Genomic DNA, 25,729 nt, shown 5'->3' on the forward strand with positions numbered 1-25,729 from the left:
GGACACACAGCTATAAATGTTAGCAGATCCGCACTCCGGACGGGCGATCAGCGCTTCTGCGACACGCGGTCACTTCCAGCCGCGGCGGCGCATGCTCTGGGCGACCTTCTCGAATGTCGCACGCGGGAGCACTGCTCCTTCGCGCCGCACCGCATCAGGATCAAGTTGGAGAACGCGGTCCAGCTTGATCTCGCTAGGACGGCCGCGGACGTCCCAGGCGCCGGAGCCGATGTCCACGTAGTCCTCGTCACGGCGGCGGTCGTTGTTCCGGTCCCGGGAGGTCATCATGAGTGCCAGCAGGCGGCCGCGGTGGTTGCCGATCACCAGGACGGGGCGGTCCTTCCCCTGCGAATAGTCTTCCTGATAGGGCACCCACGTCCAGACGATTTCGCCCGGATCGGGGGAGCCATCGGCTTCGGGGGAGTAGCTGATGGTCCCTGCGCCAAGGTAGTCGCCGGCATACCGCGAGCCCGTGCCGGTGCCCGCTGCGCCAGTGCCGGCCGCGCCGCCGCGGAAGCCGCCGCGGCTACCGCGGGGCTGCGGCCGGCTGCCAGGCGCTGTGACCCGCGGCCGCGCTGAACTGCCCGAACCGGACAAGGACCGGATGGCCCGGACGGCGGTGCTAAGGAGTCGGTTGAGACCCCGTGGGGAAAATGCCATGACTCTAGGCTACTGAAGCGCGGTTGCCGCAGATCACTGACTGCCATCACTGCCGTAAAGGTGCGCGGATACCTGACCGGCGTGGGACACTTATAGTTGAGCAAAACTGCGTGCTGGTGGTACCGGCCGCAATCTCAGCCCGCTTGTCCGAGAGTAAGGAACCATCTGTGTCACCGATGGCCCGCACCGCACCGGTGCCCGCCGCCACCGATCCGGCGATCATCAGGAACTTCTGCATCATCGCCCACATCGACCACGGTAAATCCACTCTTGCCGACCGGATGCTCCAGCTCACCGGCGTAGTGCAGCCGCGCGACATGAAGGCCCAGTATCTGGACCGGATGGACATCGAACGCGAACGCGGCATCACCATCAAGTCCCAGGCCGTCCGCATGCCCTGGGAACTGGATGGCGCCAGCTACGCCCTGAACATGATTGACACCCCGGGCCACGTTGACTTCACCTATGAAGTGTCGCGATCGCTGGCCGCCTGTGAAGGTGCGGTCCTGCTGGTGGATGCCGCGCAGGGTATCGAGGCCCAGACACTGGCGAACCTCTACCTAGCGATGGAAAACGACCTGACCATCATCCCGGTGCTGAACAAGATCGACCTGCCGGCGGCGCAGCCGGAAAAGTATGCGGCCGAGTTGGCCAATTTGATCGGTGGCGACCCCGAGGACGTGCTCAAGGTCTCGGGCAAGACCGGCGTCGGCGTCGAAGCGCTGCTGGACAAGATCGTGCGCGATCTGCCCGCCCCGGTCGGCGACCCCGAAGCGCCGGCCCGCGCCATGATCTTCGACTCGGTGTACGACACCTACCGCGGCGTGGTCACGTACGTCCGCGTGGTCGACGGCAAGCTCTCGCCGCGTGAACGCATCCAGATGATGTCGACCAGGGCCAGCCACGAACTGCTCGAGATCGGCGTCAGCTCGCCCGAGCCGACGCCGTCCAACGGTCTCGGCGTCGGCGAGGTCGGCTACCTGATCACCGGCGTGAAAGACGTCCGGCAGTCCAAGGTGGGTGACACGGTCACCAATCTGCTCAAGCCGGCGGCGGAATCCCTCGGCGGCTACGCAGACCCCAAGCCGATGGTCTTCTCCGGGCTCTACCCGATCGACGGCACGGACTATCCGGTACTGCGCGACGCACTGGACAAGCTCAAGCTCAACGATGCCGCCCTGATCTACGAACCGGAAACCTCCGCGGCCCTCGGGTTCGGATTCCGGGTCGGCTTCCTGGGACTGCTGCATCTGGAAATCACCCGTGAGCGGCTCGAGGCCGAATTCAACCTGGACCTGATCTCCACCGCCCCCAACGTGGTCTACGAAGTCACGCTGGAGGACAAAAAGACCCTGACCGTCACCAACCCGAGCGAATATCCGGACGGGAAGGTTTCCGAGGTCCGCGAGCCGATGGTCTCCGCCACCGTCCTTGCGCCCAACGAGTTCGTCGGCACCATCATGGAGCTCTGCCAGGCCCGCCGCGGGGACATGAAGGGCATGGACTACCTCTCCGAGGACCGCGTGGAGCTGCGCTACCGGCTGCCGCTGGCCGAGATTGTCTTCGACTTCTTCGACAATCTGAAGTCGCGCACCCGCGGCTATGCCTCGCTGGACTGGAAAGCCGACGGCGAACAGGTGGCCGATCTAGTCAAGGTGGACATCCTGCTGCAGGGTGAACAGGTGGACGCGTTCAGCGCCATCACGCACCGCGACAAGGCCTACAGCTACGGCGTCATGATGACCTCCAAGCTGCGCGAGCTCATCCCGCGGCAGCAGTTCGAGGTGCCCATCCAGGCCGCCATCGGCTCCCGGATCATCGCCCGCGAAAACATCCGCGCCATCCGCAAGGACGTGCTCGCCAAGTGCTACGGCGGCGACATCTCCCGGAAGCGCAAGCTGCTGGAGAAGCAGAAGGAAGGCAAGAAGCGGATGAAGATGGTCGGCCGCGTGGAGGTCCCGCAGGAGGCCTTCATCGCCGCGCTGTCGTCGGATGATTCCAAGGACAAGGCAAAGAAGTAGTTCTGCAGTGCTGAAAACAACGACGGCGGAGGCTCGCCTCAGTGCCTAGCGTCCTGCCCGTAGGGGACCCGGCCCCGGCCGACGGTCTGCTGCCCGCACAGGCAGCAGACGGGGCGGCAGGCCGGGCCTTCTGCCTGTATGTGCACATTCCGTTCTGCCGGGTGCGCTGCGGCTACTGCGATTTCAACACCTACACGGCCAAGGAACTCGGTTCCGGGGCATCGCAGGATGAGTACTCGGGCACCCTCAACACCGAATTGGATCTGGCGGCGCGCGTACTGCGCGGTTCCAACCTGCCCGACCGGCCGCTGGCCACGGTCTTTTTCGGCGGCGGCACGCCGACCCTGCTGCCCGCGACGGACCTGGCCGCCATGCTGGCCCAGGCCGAAAGCTTGTGGGGGCTGGAGCCGGGCGCCGAGATCACCACGGAAGCCAACCCGGACTCCGTCACGCCGGAATCGCTGAAGATCCTGGCCGACGCAGGTTTCACCCGCGTCTCCTTCGGCATGCAGTCGGCCGTCCCGCACGTGCTGAAGGTGCTGGACCGCACGCATGATCCGGAACGGGTGCCGCAGGCCGTGCAGTGGGCCCGCGAGGCCGGGCTCAAGGTCAGCCTGGACCTGATCTACGGCACACCGGGGGAGACCATTGCGGACTGGGAGGCCAGCCTGGACTCCGCGATCGCCTGTGCGCCCGACCACATCTCGGCGTACGCCCTGATCGTCGAGGACGGGACCAAACTCGCGGCGCAGATCCGCCGCGGCGAGGTGCCCGGCATCGACGACGACGACCACGCCACCAAGTATGAGATCGCCGACGCGCGGCTGGCGGCAGCCGGATTCGGCTGGTACGAGGTCAGCAATTGGGCCCGCACGCCGGACGACCGCTGCCGGCACAACCTCGCCTACTGGCGCGGCGATGACTGGTGGGGCGCCGGCCCCGGCGCCCACTCGCATATGGGCGGCGTGCGCTGGTGGAACGTCAAGCATCCGGCGGCCTATGCCCAGCGTCTGGCCACCGGAGTCTCCCCGGCGGCCGGGCGTGAAACGCTCGACGCGGGCACCCGTCAGCTGGAGCACGTCATGCTGCAGACCCGCATTATCGACGGGCTGCGCACCCAGGATCTGGGACCCAACGGCAGGAAAGCCGTGGCGGGACTGATCGCCGATGCCCTCGTCGACCCGGCCGCGGCCTTCGCCGGAACCATTCGGCTCACGCTCAAAGGACGGCTGCTGGCCGATGCCGTGGTCCGACGACTGCTCGAGGACTGAACGTCCCTAGCGTCGCAGCAAGCGGCCGATCTGGCCGAGGGCCGCATCGTAGGCCGCATCCCAGCTCCAGCCTGCCGCCGGCACGCCGGCCAGCTCCAGTGACACCAGCCCGTGGACTTGGCCCCAGACGACGGCGACCATCGACGCGATCTCGTCATCCGATGCCGCGGTCAGCGCGGCGGCTACTGCGCCAAACAGCGGCGCGATCGACGGCTCGGCCGCTCCCGGCGTCGGCTGGCATGGCACCTGGCCGGCCAGCGGCCCGCCGAACATGAGGCCGTAGAGGACCGGATGCTCCAATGCCCACGTTCGGTAGGCCCGGCCCAAGGCTTCGAGGCCGCCGGCGGCGGCCTGTTGCTGTGAGGCAGCAAAGGAGGCGAAACCGTCGTCGAGCACGGCGGTTAAGAGTTCCGCCTTGCCCCCGAAGAGCGAATACACCGCCGTCGTCGACGTCCCTGCCGCAGCGGCGATGCTGCGCAGCGATACGGAGGCGGCGCCGTCGCGGGCTATCCGCGAGGCTGCGGTGTCGAGCAGCTTGCGGCGGAGTGTCTCATCGTGGAGTACGGGTCTTGCCATAGCTCCATTATTGCATGACACTGTTACGTAACAATGTTGTATAACATCGTTACGAATGGAGAAGCTCATGTCGGAGCACGTGCATACGGGACGTTTCACTGCCGATCCCGGGGGCGGGCCGGTAACGGTCTTCCTGATCGGGATGCGCGCCAACCGGTGGTGGAAGTTCGGGAAGGTAGCGCGGGTAGGGGCGGCCATGCCCAAGATGCTGGCCCACCTGGCCAAGACACCGGAGGCCGGGTTGCTGGGCTACCAGCAGTGGTTCGGCCGCACCACCATCATGGTCAGCTACTGGAGGAGTCCGGAGCATCTGCAGCGGTTCGCGGCCGACCAGTCGTCGCCGCACCTTGAGCCCTGGCGAGAGTTCATGCGCGAATCCGCCGGCACCGGCGACGTCGGAGTCTGGCACGAAACCTACGAGACGTTGCCTGGCGGCAGGGAAAGCGTGTATAGCGACATGCCGGTCTTCGGGCTGGCGGCGGCCACCGGACACGTACCGGTGGGAGCCGGGCTGAACACGGCCCGTCAGCGGCTGCAGGCAGACGCGGTAGGGCGGCCGAGGGGCTAGCGGTACATACTGACCCCGGCAGCCTGGCCATTCTCCATTGCGCCGATTCCCCCGCGGGGCGGAGAATGAGGCCGAACACGCCGTGAAGCAATGCCGCCGAAGCGGTGCGGCGCTCAGCAACCGGCCATAGGCATCGGCTTTGGCCGGAGGTCAGCTGAAAGGCGACCCGCGTAGGGCCGGTGCCGCGACGGACCGTGAAGGTCGGGGGATGCCATGGAGTTCGGGGAAGTAATAGAGGCAGTCGGCCGCCTCATCGACGCAGCGGGGGTCGCCGCCATCGTGACCGGCGCAATAGTGGCTGCGCTGATCGCCGTCCCGAGGCTGGTACGGAGAGAGCCCGGCGTATACGAGAGCTTCCGCCGCTTTCTGGGGCGGTCGATCCTGCTCGGCCTGGAACTGCTGGTGGCCGCCGACATCATCCGTACCGTCGCCGTCAGTCCGACGCTGGAAAGCGTGGCGGTGCTTGCCGCGATCGTGCTGATTCGAACGTTCCTCAGTTGGTCGCTGGAGCTGGAAATCACTGGTAAATGGCCCTGGCAGGGCAGAGCGGCCCCGGCGCCTGGCATGTCTGCCGTGGCGAAGGAGGAGTGAAGGCGGATGGCGGAGAGCCTGCCGCTGCCGCGGCAGCCCGGGCGGCAGCAGGCTTAGCGGAACAAGCGCAGGTTGTAGGCGTAGCGGTACGGGAGACCGCGGTTGCATCTGATGCCGGCGATCACGGAATAGACCGTGAGGAAGACCCAAATGGCGGCGGCGACGACGGCAAAGATGCCGCTGACGGCCGGAATGAGGATCAGCAGGTTCGCCACAATGGCCACCGCGGTGGGCGGGACGGTGAAGTTCAGCGCCTCTTTGGACTCCTGGGCGGTAAACGGTCCCCGGTCTTTGAAGATCAGGTAGATCACCAGCGACGGGAAGCAGCCCAGGATCCCGCCGAAGTGCGCCATGGTTGCCCACTGCCGGTCCTCGGAAGGTGTCAGCGGCAAGGCGGAAGCCGACGCGCTCTGGTACTGCGGGCGCGGAGCGGACTTGCGTTCCGGCTGCTGATTGCGAGCAGAGTTCTCGGACACTGGACCTACCTTCGGAAAATCAGCTGATGGCTCACTGCTGTTCCTAGCCTAGCGGTTCCACCTTTGACCCGGTGCAGACCGCGGCTGCAGTGGGCGCGGGAAACGGCTCAGACGGTGAGGAAATCGATGACTTCCTCCACCCGGCCCAGCAGGCTGGGCTCCAGATCCGCATAGCTGTTCACGCTGCCCAGCAGCCGTTTCCAGCCGTCGGCCACGTCGATCTGGGTCCGGTGCGGCCAGCCGAGACCGGCGAGGATGCCGGTCTTCCAGTCGGTGCCGCGCGGAACCACCGGCCACTGCGCCCGGCCGATCACCGACGGCTTGATGGCCTGCCAGACGTCAACGTAGGGGTGGCCCACAATCAGCACGTTGCCGGCGGCCGCGGGGACGGCCATGGCGGCCTCGGCAATCCGCCACTCCTTGGAATGGGGCACCAAATGGTCCACCAGGATGCCCAGCCTGCGCTGCGGGCCGGGGGAGAAGTCCGCCACGGCCGCGGCCAGGTCGTCCACACCATGCAGGGGCTCGACGACGATGCCCTCCACCCGCAGGTCGTCTCCCCACACCTTTTCCACCAGTTCGGCATCGTGCTTGCCTTCAACCCAGATCCGGCTGGCACGCGCCACCCTGGCTCGTTGGCCCTCCACCTTCACCGAGCCGGAGGCCGTCCGCTGGCGGACCGGAGCCTTCGCAGTGGGCGCCGGCGGCACCACGTTCACCGGCTCGCCTTCCAACAGGAAGCCGAACCCCAGGGGGAAGGAGCGCAGCTTGCCCCGGCGGTCCTCCAGCGAGACCAGATGCACGCCGCCGGACTTTTCCACCCGGACCACGGCGCCGACCCAGCCGCTCTGTGCATCCTCCAGCACCAGTCCCGGCTCGGCGGCCACTTCGCGCAGGGCCCGGGCCTTGGGGGCGGTGAGATCCTGGGGGCCCCAGCCGTAGCTGCTCATATGCTTCAAGTCCTTACACATGTAGTACGTCCGCGGCACCGCCGCGAAGACAATGCTAACAACGGGGGCGACGTATTAGACTTAGCACTTGGACGTGTTGAGTGCTAACAACCCGTCATCAACGTGAGCCGAAGACAGGAGGAGTGCAGTGAGCGAGGTCCGGAGGCTGGAAGTGCTCCGCGCCATTGTCGAGGACTATGTGCATTCACGGGAGCCGGTTGGCTCCAAAGCACTGGTCGACCGGCACAGCCTGGGCGTGTCGTCGGCCACGATCCGCAACGACATGGCGGCGCTGGAGGAAGACGGGCTGATCGTTGCCCCGCACACCAGTGCCGGCCGCATTCCCACGGACAAGGGCTACCGACTGTTCGTGGACCGGATCTCGGACGTCAAGCCGCTCTCTGCCCCCGAGCGTCGGGCCATCCAGAAACTGCTGGACGGCGCCGACGACCTGGACGACGTGATGGAACGCACCGTCCGACTGCTGTCCCAGCTGACCAACCAGGTAGCGGTGATCCAGTACCCGCAGTTGGGCGCTGCCAAGGTGCGGCATATCGAGTTCGTCTTGCTGGCCCCCCGTCGGGTGCTGGTGGTGCTGATCGCTGACAACGGCAAGGTGGACCAGCATGTTGCCTTGTTGCCGGTGGACGTGGCGGAAGATGCTCTGGCCACTCTGCGCAATGCCTTCCTGGCCGCGCTGTCCGGGAAACCGCTGGCCGGAGTTCCGCACCGGCTGAAGACCTCCCCGGTGCCGGCGGAGCCCGCGCATGCGGGGATCGTCGACGAACTGTCCGCATCGCTTGCCCAGCTGGCGGCGGCCACCAGCGAGGAACGAATCCTGATGGCCGGAACGGCCAACCTGGCCCGTTCCACGGTGGACTTCCCACTGAGCATCGGCCCCATCCTCGAGGCACTCGAAGAACAGGTGGTCCTGCTGCAGTTGCTCTCCGAAATGCACCAGGACGCGCACGGCATGTCGGTGAGCATTGGCCGGGAAAATCCGTACGGCTCATTGGCGGAAACCTCTGTCGTTGCCACCGGCTATGGTCCGGGTGCCACCGCCAAGGTCGGCATTCTCGGCCCCACCCGGATGGACTATCCCACCACGATGGCGGCAGTGCGCGCCGTCGCACGCTATTTGTCACGGATACTCGCCGGCCAGCCCTAGGCCGCGCGATGTCCGCACCGGCCGTCGTCGCCGGTGAACCCGATCTCCAGGAAGTGAAGTATTACAAGGTGAGCAACCACTACGACGCCCTCGGTGTCAGCCAGGACGCCTCGACCGAGGAAATCAAGAAGGCCTACCGCAAGCTGGCCCGCAAGCTGCACCCGGACGTGAACCCCGGCCCGGAAGCAGCCGAGGAGTTCAAGCAGGTCAGCCACGCCTACGAGGTGCTCTCGGACCCGCAGAAGCGGCGCGTCTACGACACCACGGGCAACGAAAACGGCAATGACACCGGGTTCGGCGGCGGTTTCTCCGGTTCCGGCTTCGCCTTCCAGGACATCTTCGAGAGCTTCTTCGGCGGCGCCGGAGCGGGCGGCGGTCCGGCCTCGCGCACCCGGCGCGGCCAAGACGCCCTGATCAACGTGCGGATCGATCTCAAGGACGCAGTCTTCGGGGTGAACAAGAAGATCGAGGTGGATACCGCCGTGGTCTGCCCCACCTGCGACGGCAGCTGCTGCCGCCCCGGCACCAGCCCGCGCACCTGCGACATCTGCGGCGGCTCGGGCCAGGTCCAGCGCGCCGTGCGGTCCATCCTGGGCCAAGTCATGACCACGGCCGCCTGCGGCAGCTGCCAGGGCTTCGGCACGATCATCCCGGACCCCTGCAACGAGTGCAACGGCGAGGGCCGCATCCGCAGCCGCCGTTCGCTGACCATCAAGCTGCCGGCCGGCGTGGGAACCGGAACGCGGATCCAGCTGGCCGGCCAGGGCGAGGCGGGCCCGGCGGGTGGTCCCCAGGGCGACCTCTACGTGGAGATCCGCGTGAACCCGGACAAGAACTTCATCCGCGAGGGCGACGACCTGCACGTCAGCCTGGCGGTGCCGATGACCGCGGCCGCGCTGGGCACCGACGTCACCCTGGATACCTTCGACGGCGAACGCGAACTGAGCATCAAGCCCGGCACGCAGGCGGGGGAGACCCTCACGCTGCGCGGCCTGGGCGTCACGCATCTGCGCGGCTACGGCCGCGGCGACCTGCAGGTGCATGTGCATGTGGAGACGCCCACCAAGTTGGACTCGGAACAGGAAGACCTGCTCCGCCGGCTGGCGCAGGCCCGCGGCGAGGAATACACCGAGGGGAAGCTGGCGTCCTCCGGCACCGGCGTCTTCGCCCGGCTGCGCGACCGGCTCGGTAACCTCTAGGCGTGACCAGCCACCTGTTCTTCACCGCCCCGGGCGAACTCGACGCGGTAGCCGCCGGCGATGACTTCACGCTGGCGGGGGACGAGGCGCGCCATGCCGTCACGGTCAAGCGGATCGAGCCCGGCGAACCCGTCGATCTTGCCGACGGCCGCGGCCGCCGGCTGGTCGGCGAGGCCGTGTCCGGCGGATCCGGCGTGCTCACCGTCCGCGCCCTGCGGATCCTGCAGGAGCCGGAGCCGAACCCGGAGCTGGTGCTGGTGCAGGCGCTGGCCAAGGGCAACCGCGACGAACTGGCCATCGAGGCAGCCACCGAGCTCGGCGTCGACACGGTGGTCCCATGGCAGGCCGAACGCAGCATCGTGCGCTGGAAAGCCGACAAGGCGGCCAAGGGCGCGGCCAAGTGGCAAATGGCGGTCCGGGCGGCCGCCAAGCAGTCGCGGCGGGCGCGCGTGCCGGACGTGGAACCGCTGGTCGAACGCGCCGGGCTGTGTGCCTTGATCCGCTCCAGCAAGCTGTCGCTGCTGCTGCACGAAGACGCCGAGGGCAGCGTGGCCGATGCCGTGCAACGTGCCGGATTGGGCGCCGGCGCCGCCAACAGTGCGGAACCCCGGGCAAACAACGACGGCGGTGCCTCGCCTGACGTCGGTGCCTCCCGCGACGGCGGCCCCGGCAGCGCGGCGCGGGTGCTGATGATCGTGGGCCCGGAAGGCGGGATCAGCCAGGCGGAAGTGGACGCCATGCTGGACGCCGGGGCGCTGGCGGTGCGGCTGGGGCCGCACGTCCTGCGCTCCTCCACGGCAGGACCGGCCGCCTTGACCTTGCTGAGCGAAATGTTGGGCCGCTGGCGGTAGACCGACACGCAGTCCGGCAAGGGTCTACGTGATCGCCTCACGTGATCGCCGCGGCCTACTTAATCGTGAAGACCTTGCTGTCCGGATTCTGCCGTTCTTCGGTCTGCCCGCTCACGTCCTCATGGAAGACGTAGAGCTTGTAGGTGCCCGGGTCCAGTTTCTGGCTGAACTTGAACTCGCCGATTTCTCCGGCCGGCGCGTCAACGGAGACCGTTCCGGCCTTGACCAGCTTGCCCTCGGCGGCCTCCTCTTCAGCGTCCGGAATCCGGTAGACCTGCCAGCGCAACTGTGATTCGAAGGCGACGCCGCGGCCGAAGACCTCCACGCGCCCCTCGGACGAGGCCCCCTGGGCCGGGTCGATGATCCAGACCGGCGCCGCCAGGCTGCTGTCCCGGGCCATCGGCTCGCCCAGCGGCACATGGCCGAAGGCCTTGTAGCCGTGGTGGCCGTCCACCAGGATCACCACTTCGAGCGGGTTGTCGGAGCTGCTGAGTCCGGCGTTGGCCGCGGCGGCGGTGGCCGTGTAGACCAGCTGCTGCACGGCGCGTTCGGCGATGCCGGCATCCACGCGGCGGTCGAAGGCATCGGAGGAGATGTCCAGTGTGATGACCGAGCCGTTGGTGATGGAAGCGCCCACCTTGCTGGCGGGGCTGAGCGCATTGAAGTAGTCCGGATCCAGGGGCTTGAGGCGGGTTAAGGCCGCCACCGCCGTCGTAATGGGGTCTCCGAGGTTCTCCGCTTGGCGGTATTCGCGGTACAGGAACACGTTGTCCGCGTTGGTGCCCAACCAATAGACGGGAGAGAGTTCGGAGGAGCGCAGGGTCTCCACCGGTGCGCTGGAGACCAGCGGACTGCTGGCCGCGGTGGGAGCCGTGGGGACGGGCATGGAGGTCTGCCCGCCGCTAACACTGCCATGCGGTGTGCAGCCGAGCAGCACCAGCGAGGACGCGGTTACCAGCGCCAACCACGCGCCGAAGCGGCGTGCCGGGACGGGGCCCGAAGGCTGCCGGAGCTGGTTGCTGGTAATGCCTGGATCCCTTCTGGCGGGCCGGAACGACGGGGTAAAAGCGGGTCAGGATCCGGTGCGTCCGGCTTTCCTGCCCCACTAGCTTGGCATATGGCAGGGGGGCTGATGGCTGCTTTAACCAGCCCTCAACCGGACTGATGCACGATTGATGCAGTATCGATATCTGGGCGTTTTCACCCCCGCAGAGGACTCCGCGGTGCCCCGTGCCGTAGCATGTACCTTGTACCGTCAGGGCTGGAATACTTCCGGCTCACCGTTAGCAGCACCGCAAGCAGCGCCCACCGAAGGAGCGATGAAAGGCCACATCGGCCGGACTATGTCCCAATCACGCCTGGATGTCGATCCGCTGGGATCAAGCAGCCGTTCCGTCCATTTCGATTCGCCGGAACACATGGTCAGGGCGCTCGGTGCCCACGATGAGGTGCTGCAGGTCATCGAGGCCGAGTTCAGCGATGTGAACCTCCATGTCCGCGGTAACGAGCTCTCCATTTCCGGTCCCGCCGACGCGGTCCAACTCACGCTGAACCTGGTGGAGGAGATCCGCGCGCTGGCCGCCAAGGACACCCGGATCACGCCGCAGGTGGTTGCCCAGCTGCTGCGCATGCTCGGCGAACAGACGGCGCAGCGGCCGGCCGAAGTGCTGACGCTGAACATCCTTTCCTCGCGCGGCCGCAACATCAGGCCCAAGACGCTCAACCAGAAGAACTACGTCGAGGCCATCGACAACCACACGGTGGTGTTCGGTATCGGCCCGGCCGGCACGGGCAAGACCTACCTGGCGATGGCCAAGGCGGTCCAGGCCCTGCAGCATAAAGAGGTCAACCGAATCATCCTGACTCGTCCCGCCGTCGAGGCAGGGGAGCGGCTGGGCTTCCTCCCGGGCACGCTTAGCGACAAGATCGACCCGTATCTGCGCCCGCTCTACGACGCACTGCACGACATGATGGACCCGGAGTCGATTCCGCGCCTGATGGCCGCCGGCACCATCGAGGTGGCCCCGCTGGCCTACATGCGCGGCCGCACGCTTAACGACGCCTTCATCATCCTGGACGAGGCACAGAACACCACGCCGGAACAGATGAAGATGTTCCTCACCCGGCTGGGCTTTGGTTCCAAGATGGTGGTGACGGGCGACGTCACGCAGATCGACCTGCCCGGCGGCACCAGCTCCGGCCTGAAGATCGTCAGCGAAATCCTGGTCGGTGTCGAGGACGTCAGCTTCTCCCAGCTCGATGCCAGGGACGTGGTCCGGCACCGGCTGGTCAGCGACATTGTGACTGCGTACAGCCGCTGGGACGAGAACCGACGCAGCACGGGTGGCCGCACGCCGCACCGCGCATCGGCCGCCCGGCGGAAGATGGAAGCGGAGGCCGGCCCGGAGGGTGGAGCATGAGCATCGAGGTCAATAACGAATCAACGGTCGCGGCCGACGAAGAAGAGCTGGTCCGGCTGGCTCGGTTCGTGCTGGATTCGCTCTATGTGCATCCGGAAGCCGAGCTGTCCATCATCATGGTGGACACCGAGGCGATGGAACGGCTGCACATCGAATGGATGGACGAACCCGGCGCCACCGACGTGCTGTCCTTCCCGATGGATGAGCTCCGCCCCGGCACCGCCATGAAGCCCGGCGCGGCCGGCGTGCTCGGCGACATCGTGATCTGTCCGCAGGTGGCGCAGGAGCAGGCGCAGAAGGCCGGCCACGGGCTGCTGGATGAAATGCTGCTGCTGACCACGCACGGCATCCTGCATTTGCTCGGTTTCGACCACGCGGAGCCGGCCGAAAAGGAAGAAATGTTCGGCCTCCAGCGCCAGCTGCTTTCCTCCTTCACGGGCAAGGCCGCCCCCACCGAAACCACGCTGTAGAGACGCGACGATGCTCTGGATTCTTGCCGGCATGACGCTGGCTTTCACGTTGTTCGCTGGCGCGCTCACCGCCGCCGAGGCAGCGTTCACCTACCTGCCGCGCCACGACGCCGAACATTTGCTGCGTTCCGGACGCAGCCGCAGTCTGCGCGTCATCCTGGCCTCGCCGGCGGCGCACATGCACGCGTTGCGTTTCTGGCGCGTCTGGTTCGAGATGGCCGCCGCGGTGGCCATCGCGCTGCTGTTCCATGATCTGCTGGGCAACATCTGGCTGGCCGGGCTGCTCGCCACCGCCACCATGGCCGGGGTGGGGTTCGTGCTGGTCGGGGTGTCGCCGCGGCAACTGGGCCGGATGCACGCCAGTGCAGTGGTCCTCTCCACCGCCTTGCTGGTCCGGCTGCTGTGCGCGGTGTTGGGCCCGGTGCCGCAGTGGCTGGTCCGTGTGGGCAGCGCGGTGGCGCCGAATGCGCCCCGTGCCGATGCTGCCTTCTTCACCGAAGAGGAATTCCGCGAACTGGTGGACCGGGCCAACGAATCGGACATGATCGAGGACACGGAAGCGGAACTGATCCATTCGGTCTTCGAATTGGGCGACACCAAGGTCAGGGCGGTGATGGTGCCGCGCACGGACATGCTCAGCATCGACTCCGGCTCCACGCTGCAGGAAGCCATGACGCTGTTCCTGCAGTCCGGCTACTCGCGCATCCCGGTGATCATGGACACCGCAGACCAGGTCCGCGGCATCCTCTACCTGAAGGACGTCGCGGCCAGGATCCACGGCCGTGCCGACCACGGTGCCGGCATGCTGGTGGACCAGATCTGCCGCGAAGTCCGCTACGTGCCGGAGTCCAAGGCGGTGGGGGAACTGCTGCAGGAAATGCAGCGCGAGTCCACGCACGTGGCCATTGTGATCGACGAGTACGGCGGCACCGCCGGACTGGTCACGCTGGAAGACCTGATTGAAGAGATCGTCGGCGAGATCGTCGACGAGTACGACACGGAGCGCCCCGAGATTGAGGCGCTCCCGGAGGGTCGGTACCGCGTCAGCGCCCGCACCAGCATCGACGACGTCGGTGAACTGTTCGGCCTGGAACTGGACGATGAAGAGGTGGACACCGTCGGCGGACTGCTGGCCAAGAGCCTGGGCCGGGTGCCGATCGTGGGCAGCGAAGTGCTGCTGGGGGGCCTGCATCTGCGCGCCGAACGGCTGGAGGGGCGGCGCAATCGGGTCAGCCACGTCCTGGCTTGGTATGACGCGCCGGCCCGAGACCAATACGCCAACGACGACGACGGCGCTGCCGCCGCCGATGACCCCGCTCGCATGCCCGGGACGGAGAGGGAACGATGACCAACCCCGAAAACGCCGAAAACAGCACCGACAAGGCGATGGCCATGCCGTCCAGCGGCTGGCCGGAGGACTATCGCGCGGGGTTCGTTTCGCTGGTAGGCCGTCCCAACGCGGGCAAGTCCACGCTGACGAACGCCCTGGTCGGCCAGAAAGTGGCCATCACCTCCGCCAAGCCGCAGACCACCCGGCATACGATCCGCGGCATCGTGCACCGGCCGGACGCCCAGCTGGTGCTGGTGGACACACCCGGACTGCACCGGCCGCGGACCCTGCTGGGGCAGCGGCTGAACGACCTGGTGGCCGACACGCTCTCGGAAGTGGATGCCATCGGTTTCTGCCTGCCGGCGAATGAGAAGATAGGCCCCGGCGACCGGTTCATTGCCAACCAGTTGGCGGGCTTGGCCCGCAAGCCCGTGGTGGCGCTGGTGACCAAGACCGATCTGGTGGACAAGCAGACGCTGGCCGAACAGCTGTTGTCGGTGGCCGGGCTCGGTACCGAGGTCTTCGGCGCGGACGGTTTCGCTGCCATCGTGCCGGTTTCCGCCGCCAAGGGCGACCAGGTGCAGACCGTCGCCGACGTCCTGGTCCAGCAGATGCCGCTGTCGCCGCCGCTGTACCCGGACGGCGAACTCACGGATGAGCCGGAGGCCGTGATGGTGGCCGAGCTCATCCGGGAGGCAGCGCTGGAGGGCGTGCGCGACGAGTTGCCGCACTCGCTGGCCGTGGTGGTCGAGGAGATCGTTCCGCGCGAAGGGCGCAGCGCCGACAATCCGCTGCTGGACGTCCGGGTCAACCTGTTCGTGGAACGTCCGTCGCAGAAGGCCATCATCATCGGCAAGGGCGGTGCCAGGCTGCGCGACGTCGGCACCCGGGCACGCCAGGGGATCGAGGGCCTGCTCGGCACCAGGGTCTACCTGGACCTGCATGTGAAAATCGCCAAGGACTGGCAGCGCGACCCCAAGCAATTGGTGCGCCTGGGCTTCTAGGCAGCGGTACAAACCGGGAACTTTCCCCGGCTCCAGGCCGTACAATACTTAGCGGCTTGTGTTTGGGGCAGGCCAACCGTGCATTAATCGTTTCAACCGTATATAAGGGGAAAGCCAGTGGCTCATCGCGGCAGCTCCAGTGATGAACCGCAGGGCCCGACCGGGTCAACCCCGCAGCGGCGCGGACCAGCGCGGCGTTCCACCCCGCGCCACATGGGTCGCGGACCCCGCTTGCTATGGCTGAAGATCGTGGCCGGTGTGCTGGCCTTGGCTCTGGCAGCCGGGGTCGGCGTCGTCGTCTTCAAAATCGTCGGCCTGCGCGACAGCATCACCACGACGCCGTTGAACCTGGGCACCGGTGGCCCGGGGCTTCCGGTGGACCTGAGCCGGGATCCCGTGCAGATCCTCATCCTGGGTACGGACACGCGGGAGGGCACCGACGGCAAATACGGCTCGAACGACTCGTCCGCGGGCTGGGGCAAATCGGACGTGATGATGCTGGCCAACCTGTCGGCGGACCGCAAACGTGTCACCGTGGTCAGCCTGCCCCGCGACCTGCTCACCACCATCCCCAGCTGCACCGATCCGGAGACCGGGCAGGTCTATCCGGAACAGCAGTCCGCCCAGCTCAACGCCGCCCTCAGCTATGGCGGACCGGGCTGCACCGTCGCGGCGGTGAACGAGATGACCGGCCTGGAGATCGACCACTTCATGATGGCCGACTTCAACGCGGTCAAGGAACTCTCCACGGTCATCGGCGGCGTGGACGTGTGCGTCAACGAACCGATCAACGACAGCTACTCGAAGCTGAAGCTGCCGGCGGGCGTGAGCTCGGTGCAGGGCGAGCAGGCGCTGGCTTTCCTGCGCACCCGGCACTCCTTCGGCGACGGCGGAGACCGCGGCCGGATCAGGGCGCAGCAGAGTTTCCTGGCCTCCATGGCCCGCAAGATCCAGTCCGAGGGAACCCTGACCAACGTGCCCCGCTTGTATTCCATCGCCGAGGCCGTGGTCAGCAACCTGACTGTGGACGAGGGCCTGGCGGAGATTCCCCGGCTGCTGGCCCTGGCGGACCGGGTCAAGGCCGTGGACCTGAGCAAGGTCGCCTTCGTGTCGTTGCCCACCCAGGCTTCCCCGGTGGACGGCAACCGCCTGGTGCTGGACGAGGAGCCCGCACAGGAGCTGTTCCGGATCCTGCGCGAGGACGGCGACGTCACCGCCCCCGAGGTCAACACCGCCGGTTCGTCCGACGCCAAGTCCACCGACAAGGCCGGTTCCAGCTCTGATGCGGGTGCCGTGACGTCCATGCCGAAGGCCGACGACGGCGGTGCTGACGCCGGCGCGACTACGCCGGGGAGCGATCCCACCCCAGGCCAGGACGTGCCCGCCTTCGATCCGGCCGTGCAGCCCGTCCAGGTAGTCAATGCCTCCGGCGCGGCGGACCGCGGCCAGGAACTGACCAAGCAGCTGCACGCACTGGGCTACCTGTTGGCCACCCCGGTGGCCGGCGAGGCGGAACGGACAACAACCCAGCTTTATTACTCCGCCGGCTTCGAACAGGTTGCCCAGTCCTTGGCCAAGGAACTGAACGTTCCCCAAGCCAATGTGCTGGTCTCCGGCGACTACTACGGCGTCTCGCTCTCGGTGGGACAGGACTTCGCCAGCGGTAAACAGCTGGCGAAGACCGGTGGCGTTGCCGGCGGCTTCAAGGGCCAGACTGCTGATCAGGTGACCTGCCAGCAGTCCGGCGCCTTCTAACCGGCTACCAGATCCGGACCCGTTCCTCCGGGGTGAGCCAGAGCCCGTCTCCCTCTGCCGTGCCGAAGGTTTCGTGGAAGGCATCCAGGTTGCGCACCACCTGGTTGCAGCGGAATTCGTTCGGCGAATGCGGGTCGATCGCCAGCCGGCGCACCGCCTCCTCCGAGCGGATCTTCTGGCGCCAGCATTCGGCCCAGGAGTAGAAAAACCGCTCGCTGCCGGTCAGCCCGTCGACCACCGGAGCCTCCTCGCCCTGCAGGCTCAACTGGTAGGCGCGGTAGGCGATGGCCAGCCCGCCGAGGTCGCCGATGTTTTCGCCGAGCGTGAGTTCTCCGTTGACCGTGTTGCCGGGAGCCTCGGCCGGGCTCAGCGCGGCGTACTGGGCCACCAATCGGCCGGTCAGCCCCTCGAAGGCGGCCCGGTCCTCGTCCGACCACCAGTTCCGCAGCGCGCCGGTACCGTCATACTGTGAGCCCTTGTCGTCGAAGCCGTGGCCGATTTCGTGACCGATGACCGCGCCGATGGCACCGTAGTTGGCCGCGGCATCGGCTTCGGCGTCGAAGAAGGGCGGCTGCAGGATGGCGGCCGGGAAGACGATTTCGTTCATGGTCGGCATGTAGTAGGCGTTGACCGTCTGCGGAGTCATGTGCCACTCCGCCTCGTCGATGGGACCGCCCAGTTTGGCCAGGTTCCGGCGGACCTCAAACTCATTGGAGGCCTGCACATTGGCCCAGACGTCGTCCGCCGGCACGAAGCTGGAATAGTCGATCCACTTCTCCGGATAGCCGATCTTGGTCCGGAAGCCTGCCAGCTTCTCCAGGGCCTTCCCGATCGTGGCCTGGGTCATCCACTGCAGGTCGGAGATGCTTTCCCGGTACGCAGCCAGCAGATTGGCGACCAGTTCCTCCATCCGTGCCTTGTGCGTCGGCGGGAAATGCCGGGCCACGTATTCTTCGCCGATGGCTTCACCGAGGGCGCCTTCAACCAGGGCCACCCCGCGCTTCCACCGCTCCTTCAGCTCCGGGGTGCCGCTCAGGGTGCGGCCGTAGAAGCCGAAGTGGGTCTGGACCGCTTCGTCGTGGAGGTAAGGCGCCGCCGTCGTCAGCAGTTGGAGCCGCAGCCACGCCTGCCAGGCCTCCAGCGGCTCGTTCTCCAGCAGTCCGTCCAGCGTGCGCAGGAAGTCCGGCTGGCACACCACCATGTCGGCGGCGCCGGCCGCCTCCGGCCCCAGAGCCGCCAGCCATTCCGGCATCCAGCCGGCCATAGCCGCCACCTGCTCATCGGTCCGCAGATTGTAGGTCTGCTGCGGGTCGCGGCAGGAGACCTTGTCCAGATGGCCGGCCGCCAGCTTGTGCTCCAGGTCCAGTGCCGCGTCAGCCTGTGCCGGATCAAAGCCGGCCAGTTCCAGCATCTTTCGGGCGTAGCCACGGTAGGCCTCCCGGATGGGGCCGAATTCGTCTTCCCGGTAGTACGCCTCGTCCGGCAGGCCCAGCCCCGCCTGGTACAGGTAGATCACGTAGCGGGTGGGGTCGCCGGCGTCGTTGTTGACGAAGAAGGCCAGCGGATAGGCCGCGCCGCTGCGGCTGAACGCGCCGATGACCTCGCGCAGGCCGTCCCGGTCGGAGATTTTCGCGATGGCGGAAAATTGCTCGGCGAGCGGGGAGAAGCCCTTGGCTTCGACCGTTTGGGTGTCCATGAACCCGGCATAGAGCACGCCGATCTTGCCTGCCGGACTGGCCGGGTCGGGGTGCCGGGCAGCGTCCTCGATGATGGCGTGCACGGCCTCTTCGGAGGCGTCGCGCAGGGCGGTGAAGGAGCCTTCCAACGCCCGGTCGTCCGGGATGGCGGTCTCCGCGAGCCACGTGCCGTTGACGTGCCGGAAGAGGTCGTCCTGCGGGCGGACGGCCGGGTCGACGTTGGACAATACGATTCCGGAGCGGCTCATGCGGCGCCTCATTTCATAGTTGCGTCAGGGTTTCCCTCACATCCTACGCACCGTGCTAGTGTGAAATTGTGCGCGCAGGAATGCTCCTTCTTAGCTGCCGCGGCGAGGCCACGCGAACTTCTGTTTGACAGGCCGAACCCTCGCTGCGGAGTTTGTGTTGCCCGGCCAAGATTCTTCAATTAGCTCTCATGAGAAAAGGCCACCCACAAAATGCGAAACGCACAAAAGCCCTCCGGAATGCCCATCCATAAGTACATTCCGTTCCAGGACCAGATCACCGTAGAACTGCCCGACCGCACCTGGCCGGACAAAGTGATGACCAAGGCCCCGCGCTGGTGCGCCGTGGACCTGCGCGACGGCAACCAGGCGCTGATCGACCCGATGAGCCCCGAACGCAAGCACAAGATGTTCGACCTGCTGGTGGGCATGGGCTTCAAGGAGATCGAGGTCGGCTTCCCGTCTGCGTCGCAGACCGACTTCGACTTTGTCCGCCAGCTGATCGAAGGCGACCGGATCCCCGACGACGTGACCATCCAGGTGCTCACGCAGTCCCGCGAACACTTGATCGAGCGCACCTACGAGTCGATTGCCGGCGCCGGCCGCGCCATCGTTCACTTGTACAACTCCACCTCCGTGCTGCAGCGCCGCGTGGTGTTCCGCGAAGACCAGGACGGCATCGTTGACATCGCGCTGCAGGGTGCCCGGCTCTGCCGCAAGTACGAAGAGGGCCTGAAGGGCACCGAGATCACTTACGAGTACTCGCCCGAGTCCTACACCGGAACCGAACTGGAGTTCGCCGCCCGCATCTGCAACGCCGTCACCGACGTCTTCGAAATCTCGGCGGACCGCAACGTGATCCTGAACCTGCCGGCCACGGTGGAGATGGCCACGCCGAATGTCTACGCCGATTCCATCGAGTGGATGTCGCGGAACCTGTCCAACCGTGAGCACGTGATCCTCTCGCTGCACCCGCACAACGACCGCGGGACCGGTGTGGCAGCGGCGGAACTGGGTTACCTGGCCGGCGCCGACCGGATCGAGGGCTGCCTGTTCGGCAACGGCGAGCGGACCGGCAACGTGGACTTGGTGACGCTGGGGCTGAACATGTTCAGCCAGGGCATTGACCCGATGATCGACTTCTCCAACATCGACGACGTCCGCCGCACGGTTGAATACTGCAACCAGTTGCCGGTGCCCGAGCGCTCCCCGTACGGCGGGGATCTGGTTTTCACCGCCTTCTCCGGCTCCCACCAAGATGCCATCAAGAAGGGCTTCGAGGCGATGGAAGCGGACGCAGCAGCCCAGGGCAAGACGGTGGACGAGCTGGTCTGGGCCGTTCCTTACCTGCCGGTCGATCCCAAGGACCTGGGCCGCAGCTACGAAGCGGTGATCAGGGTCAACTCGCAGTCCGGCAAGGGCGGCGTGGCCTACCTGCTCAAGCACGAGCACAAGCTGGATCTGCCGCGCCGCGCACAGATCGAATTCTCCGGTGTGATCCAGCGCCGCACGGAAACCGTCGGCGGCGAAGTCAGCCCGGCGCAGCTGTGGGAGGTCTTTAACGACGAGTACCTGCCGACCCCCGAGAACAGCTGGGGCCACTACACACTCGGCTCGGTTAAGACCGACAGCGCCGAGGACGGCACGTTCCAGCTGACCGCGACCATGGGCGTGGACGGCGTGCAGAGCCGCCGCACGGCCGAGGGCAACGGGCCGATCGCCGCGCTGCTGGAGATCTTCCGCCAGGACGGCGTGGACGTACGGGTACTGGACTACACAGAGCATGCGCTGTCCGAGGGCGGCAACGCCCGGGCGGCTGCCTACGTCGAGTGCGCCGTGGGCGAGCGGGTGTTGTGGGGCGTGGGCATCGACACCAACACCACGATGTCCTCGCTGAAGGCCGTGGTCTCCGCCGTGAACCGCGCGATCCGTGACGAAACCGCCAAGAAGAGCGTCGCCTCGCTTTAGCCCGGCGACCGAAAGCGTCCTTGCGGGCCTTCCTGCCATACCGCGGCAGGGAGGCCCGCTTTAGTGGGAGAATGGAACGGTGTCCAACAGATCCTTCGCCTCCCGTACTTACCGGGACCAGGGCGTCATCCTGCGGACCCACAAGCTCGGCGAGGCCGACCGCATCATCACCTTGCTCACCAAGCAGCACGGCCAGATCCGGGCGGTCGCCAAGGGTGTACGCCGCACCAGCAGTAAATTCGGCGCGGTGCTGGAACCGTTCATGGTGGCAGACCTGCAGCTGGTGTCCGGCCGCAGCCTCGACATTGTCACCCAGGCACAGATGGTGGGCCCCTACGGCCGGGACATCGCGGCCGACTACACCAAATACACCTCGGCCGCCGCGATCTGCGAAACGGCGGAAAAACTCACCGACGTCGACGGCGAATCCGCCGGCGCGCAGTACGGGCTGGTCATCGGCGCTCTCTCCGCGCTCAGCCGCAGCGTCCACGCGCCCGAGCTGATCCTTGATTCCTACCTGCTGCGCGCCCTGGCGACGGCGGGTTGGGCACCGAGCTTCGACCAATGCGCCCGCTGCGGTGCGCCGGGACCGCACACGGCCTTCAACGCGCCGCTGGGCGGTGCGGTATGCCACGACTGCCGGCCACCGGGATCCGCGTCGCCGGCGCCGCAGACCATGCAGTTGCTGGCCGCGTTACTCTCGGCGGACTGGCCGGCCGCGGATGCCTCGGCCACCGGAGCCCGCCGCGAAGCCGCTGGACTGGTGGCCAGTTATCTGCAGTGGCACCTGGAACGAACCCTGAAATCCCTCAAGCATGTGGAGCGAGTGTGACCCCAACTTCCCGGCAACCGCAGCAGCCTTGGCCGCACCCGTCCGGCGCCCTGCCGCCCGACCTGCCGCCGGCGCTGGTTCCGGATCACGTGGCCATCGTGATGGACGGCAACGGACGCTGGGCCAACCAGCGCGGCCTGCCGCGGACCGAGGGCCACAGGGCCGGTGAAGCCGCACTGCTGGACGTGATGGCCGGCGCCATCGAGATCGGGGTCAAACACGTCAGCGTGTACGCCTTTTCCACGGAGAACTGGAAGCGGTCGCCGGACGAGGTGCGCTTCCTGATGGGCTTCAGCCGGGACGTCCTGCGTCGCCAGCGCGACCAGCTGGACGCCTGGGGCGTGCGCATCCGCTGGTCCGGCCGCCGGCCCCGGCTGTGGAAGTCGGTGGTCAACGAACTGGAGGTCGCCGAGCGGCAGACGGCCGGCAACTCCACTTGCACGCTGACCATGTGCGTGAACTACGGCGGCCGGGCGGAAATCGCCGACGCCGCTGCCGCCATCGCCGCCGACGTTGCGGCCGGCAGGCTGCGGGCGTCGTCGGTCTCGGAAAAGACCGTGCAGCGCTACCTTGACGAGCCGGACCTGCCGGACGTCGACTTGTTCCTGCGCACGTCGGGGGAGCAGCGCTTCTCCAACTTCATGCTCTGGCAGTCGGCGTATGCCGAGATGGTGTTCATGGATACGCTGTGGCCCGATGTCGACCGGCGCACGCTGTGGGAAGCCATCGACATCTACGCCCGCCGCGACCGCCGGTATGGGGGAGCGGTGGACGCCGCGGCCGCGGGCGGCGCCTAGGCCGGTTGCGGCGGAAGGGCGGGGTGCTCGGTCTTCCCGCCCTGGAGCATGTAGGCCTGCGCCCAGCGCTGCAGCCGCGCATAGGCGTCCCGGCGCACGTCGGCCCGGGAGAGGAAAACATCGTGCAGGGCATTCTGGACCTGTTCGATGGTCACGCTGCGGCCCAGCCGCACCGCCCGCTCGGTCATCGTGCGGATGTCCAGCACCACGTCGGTATTCTTCATGTCCTCGTGCCAGACCGGCCCGTTCATGCTGCGCGTCGAAGACATCACCAGCACCGGGATCTCCAGGTTGAGGCCCTTCGCGACTTTCGCCTGGCCGTCCCAGATGGCGCTGAGCCAGCCGGCGCGCACCGGGAAGGACTCCGGCGGACGCAGCTTGGGGTCCAGGTCCCATTCGCCCTCGGCCGTGCGGCTGATGCTGCGGTAATAGAAGCCGCGCACGGGAAGCCTGATTTCGGCCTCTGGCTTCAGCCGGGACAGTGGTTCCAGCACGGCGCCCGCGGCGCGGCGGACCAAGGCGCTGCCGTGCATTTCCAGCCACGGGCTGTTCAGCACCAGCGCGCGAAGCCGGCCGGGATGTTCGGCCGCCCACAAAGACGCCACCAGCCCGCCGGTCGAGTGTCCCATCAGCGTGATGTTCGTCTCCGCGCCGCCGTTTTCCTCGCGGATCAGATCCAGCGCCAGGGAGATCTCGTCGTCGTATTGGCTCAGATCGGTCACGTAGCCCGCGGGGTCGCCCTCCTGCAGGCTGCGGCCGTGGTGGTGCAGGTCCAACGCGTAGAAGGCCACCCCTTGCCGGTGCCAGAAGCCGGCCAGTTCGGTGTTGAAGAAATAGTCGCTCCAGCCGTGCACATACAGGACGGCATGGCCGCCGGGGGAGCGCCGCGGGGACTCCGGCAGATAGCGGATCAGCGTGGCCCGCTGTGCCGCGCCATTAACGGCCGGCACCTGCAGGACCGTTGACTCGAACTCCGCACCGAGCATGTCTTCCTGCCAGTCGGCTGCCATCGCCAGGGTGGTCCTTCCTCTCGCCAGGGTCGCTGACCCCAATGCTATCGCCCGCGCGACACGGTTTGGTGCGGCGGCCTGCACACGGAAAACTAGGACCATGCGCCTGTACCCAGCCTTCTTCCGCGCCGCGTTCTCCTGGATGGACGCCGAGCGCGCACACCGAATCGGTTTCCAGCTCATCCGCGCCGCACACCGCTGCGGGGCCGGGGCCGTGCTGCGGCGCCTGACCCGTCCGCATCCGTCGCTGGCCACCCAGGCCCTGGGCCTGACCTTCCCGTCGCCGTTCGGCCTGGCCGCCGGCTTTGATAAGGAAGGACACGGCATCGAGGCTCTGGCCGACCTGGGTTTCGGCGCGGTGGAGGTCGGCACCATCACCGGCAGCGCTCAGCCCGGCAACGCGCAGCCGCGGCTGTTCCGGCTGATCGAGGACCGCGCCGTGATTAACCGGATGGGATTCAACAACGACGGCGCGGCGGCGGTCGCACCGCGGATCGCCGCCGCCCGGCGCCGGCTCGCCGCCCGCTATGGCACGCTGCGCCCGGTCATCGGCATCAACATCGGCAAGACCAAGGTGGTGGAACTGGACAATGCCACCGAGGACTATCTGAAGAGCACCCGATTGCTGGCCACCTCTGCGGACTATCTGGTGGTGAACGTGTCCTCGCCGAACACGCCGGGCCTGCGGCTGCTGCAGAGCGTGGACACGCTGCGGCCGCTGCTGCTGGCAGTGCGGGAGACTGCCGATTCGGTGGCCGGGCGGCATGTGCCGCTGCTGGTCAAGATCGCCCCGGACCTGAGCGCCGAAGACATCGACGACGTCGCCCGGCTGGCGCAGGAGCTGGGCCTGGACGGCATCATCGCGACCAACACGACGATTTCCCGTGACGGCCTGGTATCGGACCAGGCCAAGGTCGCCGCGTGCGGCGACGGAGGCCTGTCCGGAGCACCCCTGAAGCAGCGGTCGCTCGAGGTGCTGCGCCGGCTGCGCACCGCCGTCGGACATGAGGTGGTGCTGGTGTCCGTGGGCGGCGTGGAGACGGCCGACGACGTGCAGCAACGGCTGGACGCCGGGGCCACGCTGGTGCAGGGCTACACGGCCTTCCTGTACGAGGGTCCGTTCTGGGCCAGCCGGATCAACCGTGGCCTGGCGAAGCGGCGACGCTGAAGCTGCGGAGCTGAACCGGCGGAGCTGATACCGCAGCGGGCATGCAAAAGGGGTCGGGAGCAGCAGTGCTCCCGACCCTTTGATGCGGTGCCCTCCGCGGAGAATCAGCTGGGGTATTGGCCGCGCTTGACCTGAGGCTTCGGCAGCCGCATCCGGCGCAGCTGCAGGCCGCGCATCACCCCGTACCAGACTGCGCCGCGCTCCACCTCGCCGAACTTGGCGGTCAGGCGCTTCTTGAGCTGCCGGCCCAGGATGATGGCGTCGACGGCTACCAGTCCCAGCAGCACCCAGAACCCCACCAGGATAAAGGCCTGGACGTTAAGGTCGCGGACGAAGCTGAGGATCACGAAGATCAGGGCAAAGACGATCAGGAATTCGCCCAACACCCAGCGGGCATCTACGAAGTCCCGGACAAAGCGCTTCTGCGGGCCTTTGTCGCGGAACGGCAGGTAGCGCTCGTCGCCGGTGTTCATCGCCTCGCGCATCTTCAGCCGCTGGTCCGCCTGTGCAATGCGGTTGGCGTCTCGGGCTGCTTTACGGTCGTTCGGGACCAGCGGGCGCTTGCGCGCAGCTTCCTGGTCCTTGCGCCGGGGCGTGGGCGTACCCTTGCCGTCCCGAGGCTGCGCCGCGGTGGCTTGGTCGATGGTTTCTTGGGGCGTGGGAGCCTCTTTTTTACGTCCGAACACTAGTCAAGAATACCGG

General features: G+C 67.1%; 24 protein-coding genes. 16 read left to right on the top strand and 8 right to left on the bottom strand.

Features of this window, described 5'->3' with window-relative positions; genetic code table 11:
• Nucleotides 1-69: 69 nt before the first annotated feature.
• Entirely contained in the window at nt 70-660 is a 591-nt protein-coding gene (locus tag AC5RWT_RS11960) for a type II toxin-antitoxin system PemK/MazF family toxin (RefSeq protein ID WP_494080412.1), read from the bottom strand.
• Nucleotides 661-827: 167 nt separating this feature from the next.
• Between AC5RWT_RS11960 and lepA the strand changes: the two genes are divergently transcribed.
• Together lepA and hemW are read left to right on the top strand one after the other, a co-directional pair.
• Nucleotides 828-2,681: a translation elongation factor 4 gene (lepA, locus tag AC5RWT_RS11965; protein WP_494043730.1), complete on the top strand. Its 1,854-nt coding sequence runs from the start codon at nt 828-830 to the stop codon at nt 2,679-2,681.
• Nucleotides 2,682-2,722: 41 nt separating this feature from the next.
• Nucleotides 2,723-3,952, top strand: a complete 1,230-nt coding sequence (gene hemW / locus AC5RWT_RS11970) for a radical SAM family heme chaperone HemW (protein ID WP_494043731.1) — start codon at nt 2,723-2,725, stop codon at nt 3,950-3,952.
• A gap of 6 nt (nt 3,953-3,958) precedes the next feature.
• Here hemW and AC5RWT_RS11975 read toward each other — a convergent pair whose 3' ends face one another.
• Nucleotides 3,959-4,528 carry a TetR/AcrR family transcriptional regulator gene (locus AC5RWT_RS11975; protein ID WP_494043732.1) on the bottom strand — a complete coding sequence of 190 codons (570 nt, stop codon included), beginning with the start codon at nt 4,526-4,528 and terminating at the stop codon, nt 3,959-3,961.
• A 67-nt stretch (nt 4,529-4,595) separates the two neighbouring features.
• Here AC5RWT_RS11975 and AC5RWT_RS11980 point away from each other — a divergent pair, with 67 nt between their 5' ends.
• Together AC5RWT_RS11980 and AC5RWT_RS11985 are read left to right on the top strand one after the other, a co-directional pair.
• Nucleotides 4,596-5,096: a DUF4188 domain-containing protein gene (locus AC5RWT_RS11980; RefSeq protein ID WP_494043733.1), complete on the top strand. Its 501-nt coding sequence runs from the start codon at nt 4,596-4,598 to the stop codon at nt 5,094-5,096.
• Nucleotides 5,097-5,309: 213 nt separating this feature from the next.
• A complete protein-coding gene (locus AC5RWT_RS11985) occupies nt 5,310-5,687 on the top strand; it encodes a DUF1622 domain-containing protein (protein WP_494043734.1) in 378 nt (125 codons plus the stop codon).
• Nucleotides 5,688-5,740: 53 nt separating this feature from the next.
• Here AC5RWT_RS11985 and AC5RWT_RS11990 read toward each other — a convergent pair whose 3' ends face one another.
• Together AC5RWT_RS11990 and AC5RWT_RS11995 are read right to left on the bottom strand one after the other, a co-directional pair.
• A complete protein-coding gene (locus tag AC5RWT_RS11990; RefSeq protein ID WP_494043735.1) occupies nt 5,741-6,163 on the bottom strand; it encodes a DUF4870 domain-containing protein in 423 nt (140 codons plus the stop codon).
• A 107-nt stretch (nt 6,164-6,270) separates the two neighbouring features.
• Entirely contained in the window at nt 6,271-7,113 is an 843-nt protein-coding gene (locus tag AC5RWT_RS11995; RefSeq protein ID WP_494043736.1) for a DUF3097 domain-containing protein, read from the bottom strand.
• Between the two features lie 148 nt (nt 7,114-7,261).
• On the opposite strand from AC5RWT_RS11995, the gene hrcA reads away from it, so the two are divergent.
• The 3 genes from hrcA to AC5RWT_RS12010 all read left to right on the top strand — a co-directional run bounded on the left by hrcA (nt 7,262) and on the right by AC5RWT_RS12010 (nt 10,331).
• Nucleotides 7,262-8,281 carry a heat-inducible transcriptional repressor HrcA gene (gene hrcA / locus AC5RWT_RS12000; protein WP_494043737.1) on the top strand — a complete coding sequence of 340 codons (1,020 nt, stop codon included), beginning with the start codon at nt 7,262-7,264 and terminating at the stop codon, nt 8,279-8,281.
• A 68-nt stretch (nt 8,282-8,349) separates the two neighbouring features.
• Nucleotides 8,350-9,480: a molecular chaperone DnaJ gene (gene dnaJ / locus AC5RWT_RS12005; protein ID WP_494044181.1), complete on the top strand. Its 1,131-nt coding sequence runs from the start codon at nt 8,350-8,352 to the stop codon at nt 9,478-9,480.
• 2 nt (nt 9,481-9,482) lie between these two features.
• Entirely contained in the window at nt 9,483-10,331 is an 849-nt protein-coding gene (locus AC5RWT_RS12010) for a 16S rRNA (uracil(1498)-N(3))-methyltransferase (RefSeq protein WP_494080413.1), read from the top strand.
• Between the two features lie 55 nt (nt 10,332-10,386).
• Here the strand turns inward: AC5RWT_RS12010 and AC5RWT_RS12015 are convergent, their stop codons facing one another.
• A complete protein-coding gene (locus AC5RWT_RS12015; protein WP_494043739.1) occupies nt 10,387-11,295 on the bottom strand; it encodes a GerMN domain-containing protein in 909 nt (302 codons plus the stop codon).
• 379 nt (nt 11,296-11,674) lie between these two features.
• Here AC5RWT_RS12015 and AC5RWT_RS12020 point away from each other — a divergent pair, with 379 nt between their 5' ends.
• The 5 genes from AC5RWT_RS12020 to AC5RWT_RS12040 all read left to right on the top strand — a co-directional run bounded on the left by AC5RWT_RS12020 (nt 11,675) and on the right by AC5RWT_RS12040 (nt 17,310).
• Entirely contained in the window at nt 11,675-12,751 is a 1,077-nt protein-coding gene (locus AC5RWT_RS12020; RefSeq protein WP_494080423.1) for a PhoH family protein, read from the top strand.
• On the top strand, nt 12,748-13,221 hold the full coding sequence (gene ybeY, locus AC5RWT_RS12025) for an rRNA maturation RNase YbeY (RefSeq protein ID WP_127512625.1): 474 nt from the start codon (nt 12,748-12,750) through the stop codon (nt 13,219-13,221). The genes AC5RWT_RS12020 and ybeY overlap by 4 nt, the downstream gene beginning before the upstream one ends.
• A 10-nt stretch (nt 13,222-13,231) precedes the next feature.
• A complete protein-coding gene (locus AC5RWT_RS12030) occupies nt 13,232-14,569 on the top strand; it encodes a hemolysin family protein (protein WP_494080414.1) in 1,338 nt (445 codons plus the stop codon).
• 38 nt (nt 14,570-14,607) lie between these two features.
• A complete protein-coding gene (gene era / locus AC5RWT_RS12035; protein WP_494044183.1) occupies nt 14,608-15,555 on the top strand; it encodes a GTPase Era in 948 nt (315 codons plus the stop codon).
• 213 nt (nt 15,556-15,768) lie between these two features.
• A complete protein-coding gene (locus AC5RWT_RS12040) occupies nt 15,769-17,310 on the top strand; it encodes an LCP family protein (RefSeq protein ID WP_494080415.1) in 1,542 nt (513 codons plus the stop codon).
• Between the two features lie 4 nt (nt 17,311-17,314).
• On the opposite strand, the gene AC5RWT_RS12045 is transcribed toward AC5RWT_RS12040, so the two are convergent.
• Nucleotides 17,315-19,255 (bottom strand): M13 family metallopeptidase, encoded by a 1,941-nt coding sequence (locus tag AC5RWT_RS12045; RefSeq protein WP_494080416.1) that lies wholly within the window; start codon nt 19,253-19,255, stop codon nt 17,315-17,317.
• Nucleotides 19,256-19,465: 210 nt separating this feature from the next.
• On the opposite strand from AC5RWT_RS12045, the gene leuA reads away from it, so the two are divergent.
• From leuA to AC5RWT_RS12060, 3 genes are all read left to right on the top strand, one after another.
• Nucleotides 19,466-21,220: a 2-isopropylmalate synthase gene (gene leuA / locus AC5RWT_RS12050; protein WP_494043743.1), complete on the top strand. Its 1,755-nt coding sequence runs from the start codon at nt 19,466-19,468 to the stop codon at nt 21,218-21,220.
• Nucleotides 21,221-21,299: 79 nt separating this feature from the next.
• Nucleotides 21,300-22,052, top strand: coding sequence for a DNA repair protein RecO (gene recO / locus AC5RWT_RS12055; RefSeq protein ID WP_494080417.1), 753 nt, complete (start codon nt 21,300-21,302; stop codon nt 22,050-22,052).
• Complete coding sequence (locus AC5RWT_RS12060) at nt 22,049-22,849, top strand: isoprenyl transferase (RefSeq protein WP_494043745.1); 801 nt, start codon at nt 22,049-22,051, stop codon at nt 22,847-22,849. Before recO ends, AC5RWT_RS12060 begins: the two co-directional genes overlap by 4 nt.
• Here AC5RWT_RS12060 and AC5RWT_RS12065 read toward each other — a convergent pair.
• The gene (locus tag AC5RWT_RS12065) at nt 22,846-23,859 is read right to left on the bottom strand and encodes an alpha/beta hydrolase (protein WP_494080418.1); all 1,014 of its coding nucleotides are present in this window, start codon (nt 23,857-23,859) and stop codon (nt 22,846-22,848) included. The two genes, AC5RWT_RS12060 and AC5RWT_RS12065, sit on opposite strands and share 4 nt — an antisense overlap.
• A gap of 100 nt (nt 23,860-23,959) precedes the next feature.
• Here AC5RWT_RS12065 and AC5RWT_RS12070 point away from each other — a divergent pair, with 100 nt between their 5' ends.
• Nucleotides 23,960-25,027, top strand: a complete 1,068-nt coding sequence (locus AC5RWT_RS12070) for a quinone-dependent dihydroorotate dehydrogenase (protein ID WP_494080419.1) — start codon at nt 23,960-23,962, stop codon at nt 25,025-25,027.
• Between the two features lie 104 nt (nt 25,028-25,131).
• On the opposite strand, the gene AC5RWT_RS12075 is transcribed toward AC5RWT_RS12070, so the two are convergent.
• Nucleotides 25,132-25,713, bottom strand: coding sequence for a DUF3043 domain-containing protein (locus AC5RWT_RS12075; RefSeq protein ID WP_494043748.1), 582 nt, complete (start codon nt 25,711-25,713; stop codon nt 25,132-25,134).
• Nucleotides 25,714-25,729 lie beyond the last annotated feature (16 nt).

Source organism: Arthrobacter sp. Dra40 (genome assembly GCF_059091905.1).

Coding starts and splice junctions, on each gene's coding strand:
- AC5RWT_RS11960 (WP_494080412.1), bottom strand. CDS start 660: ATGGCATTTTCCCCACGGGGTCTCAACCGACTCCTTAGCACCGCCGTC.
- leuA (WP_494043743.1), top strand. CDS start 19,466: ATGCGAAACGCACAAAAGCCCTCCGGAATGCCCATCCATAAGTACATT.
- ybeY (WP_127512625.1), top strand. CDS start 12,748: ATGAGCATCGAGGTCAATAACGAATCAACGGTCGCGGCCGACGAAGAA.
- AC5RWT_RS12045 (WP_494080416.1), bottom strand. CDS start 19,255: ATGAGCCGCTCCGGAATCGTATTGTCCAACGTCGACCCGGCCGTCCGC.
- AC5RWT_RS12065 (WP_494080418.1), bottom strand. CDS start 23,859: ATGGCAGCCGACTGGCAGGAAGACATGCTCGGTGCGGAGTTCGAGTCA.
- AC5RWT_RS11985 (WP_494043734.1), top strand. CDS start 5,310: ATGGAGTTCGGGGAAGTAATAGAGGCAGTCGGCCGCCTCATCGACGCA.
- AC5RWT_RS11995 (WP_494043736.1), bottom strand. CDS start 7,113: ATGAGCAGCTACGGCTGGGGCCCCCAGGATCTCACCGCCCCCAAGGCC.
- AC5RWT_RS12070 (WP_494080419.1), top strand. CDS start 23,960: ATGCGCCTGTACCCAGCCTTCTTCCGCGCCGCGTTCTCCTGGATGGAC.
- AC5RWT_RS12020 (WP_494080423.1), top strand. CDS start 11,675: ATGTCCCAATCACGCCTGGATGTCGATCCGCTGGGATCAAGCAGCCGT.
- AC5RWT_RS12030 (WP_494080414.1), top strand. CDS start 13,232: ATGCTCTGGATTCTTGCCGGCATGACGCTGGCTTTCACGTTGTTCGCT.
- AC5RWT_RS11980 (WP_494043733.1), top strand. CDS start 4,596: ATGTCGGAGCACGTGCATACGGGACGTTTCACTGCCGATCCCGGGGGC.
- era (WP_494044183.1), top strand. CDS start 14,608: ATGGCCATGCCGTCCAGCGGCTGGCCGGAGGACTATCGCGCGGGGTTC.
- AC5RWT_RS11975 (WP_494043732.1), bottom strand. CDS start 4,528: ATGGCAAGACCCGTACTCCACGATGAGACACTCCGCCGCAAGCTGCTC.
- AC5RWT_RS12040 (WP_494080415.1), top strand. CDS start 15,769: ATGGGTCGCGGACCCCGCTTGCTATGGCTGAAGATCGTGGCCGGTGTG.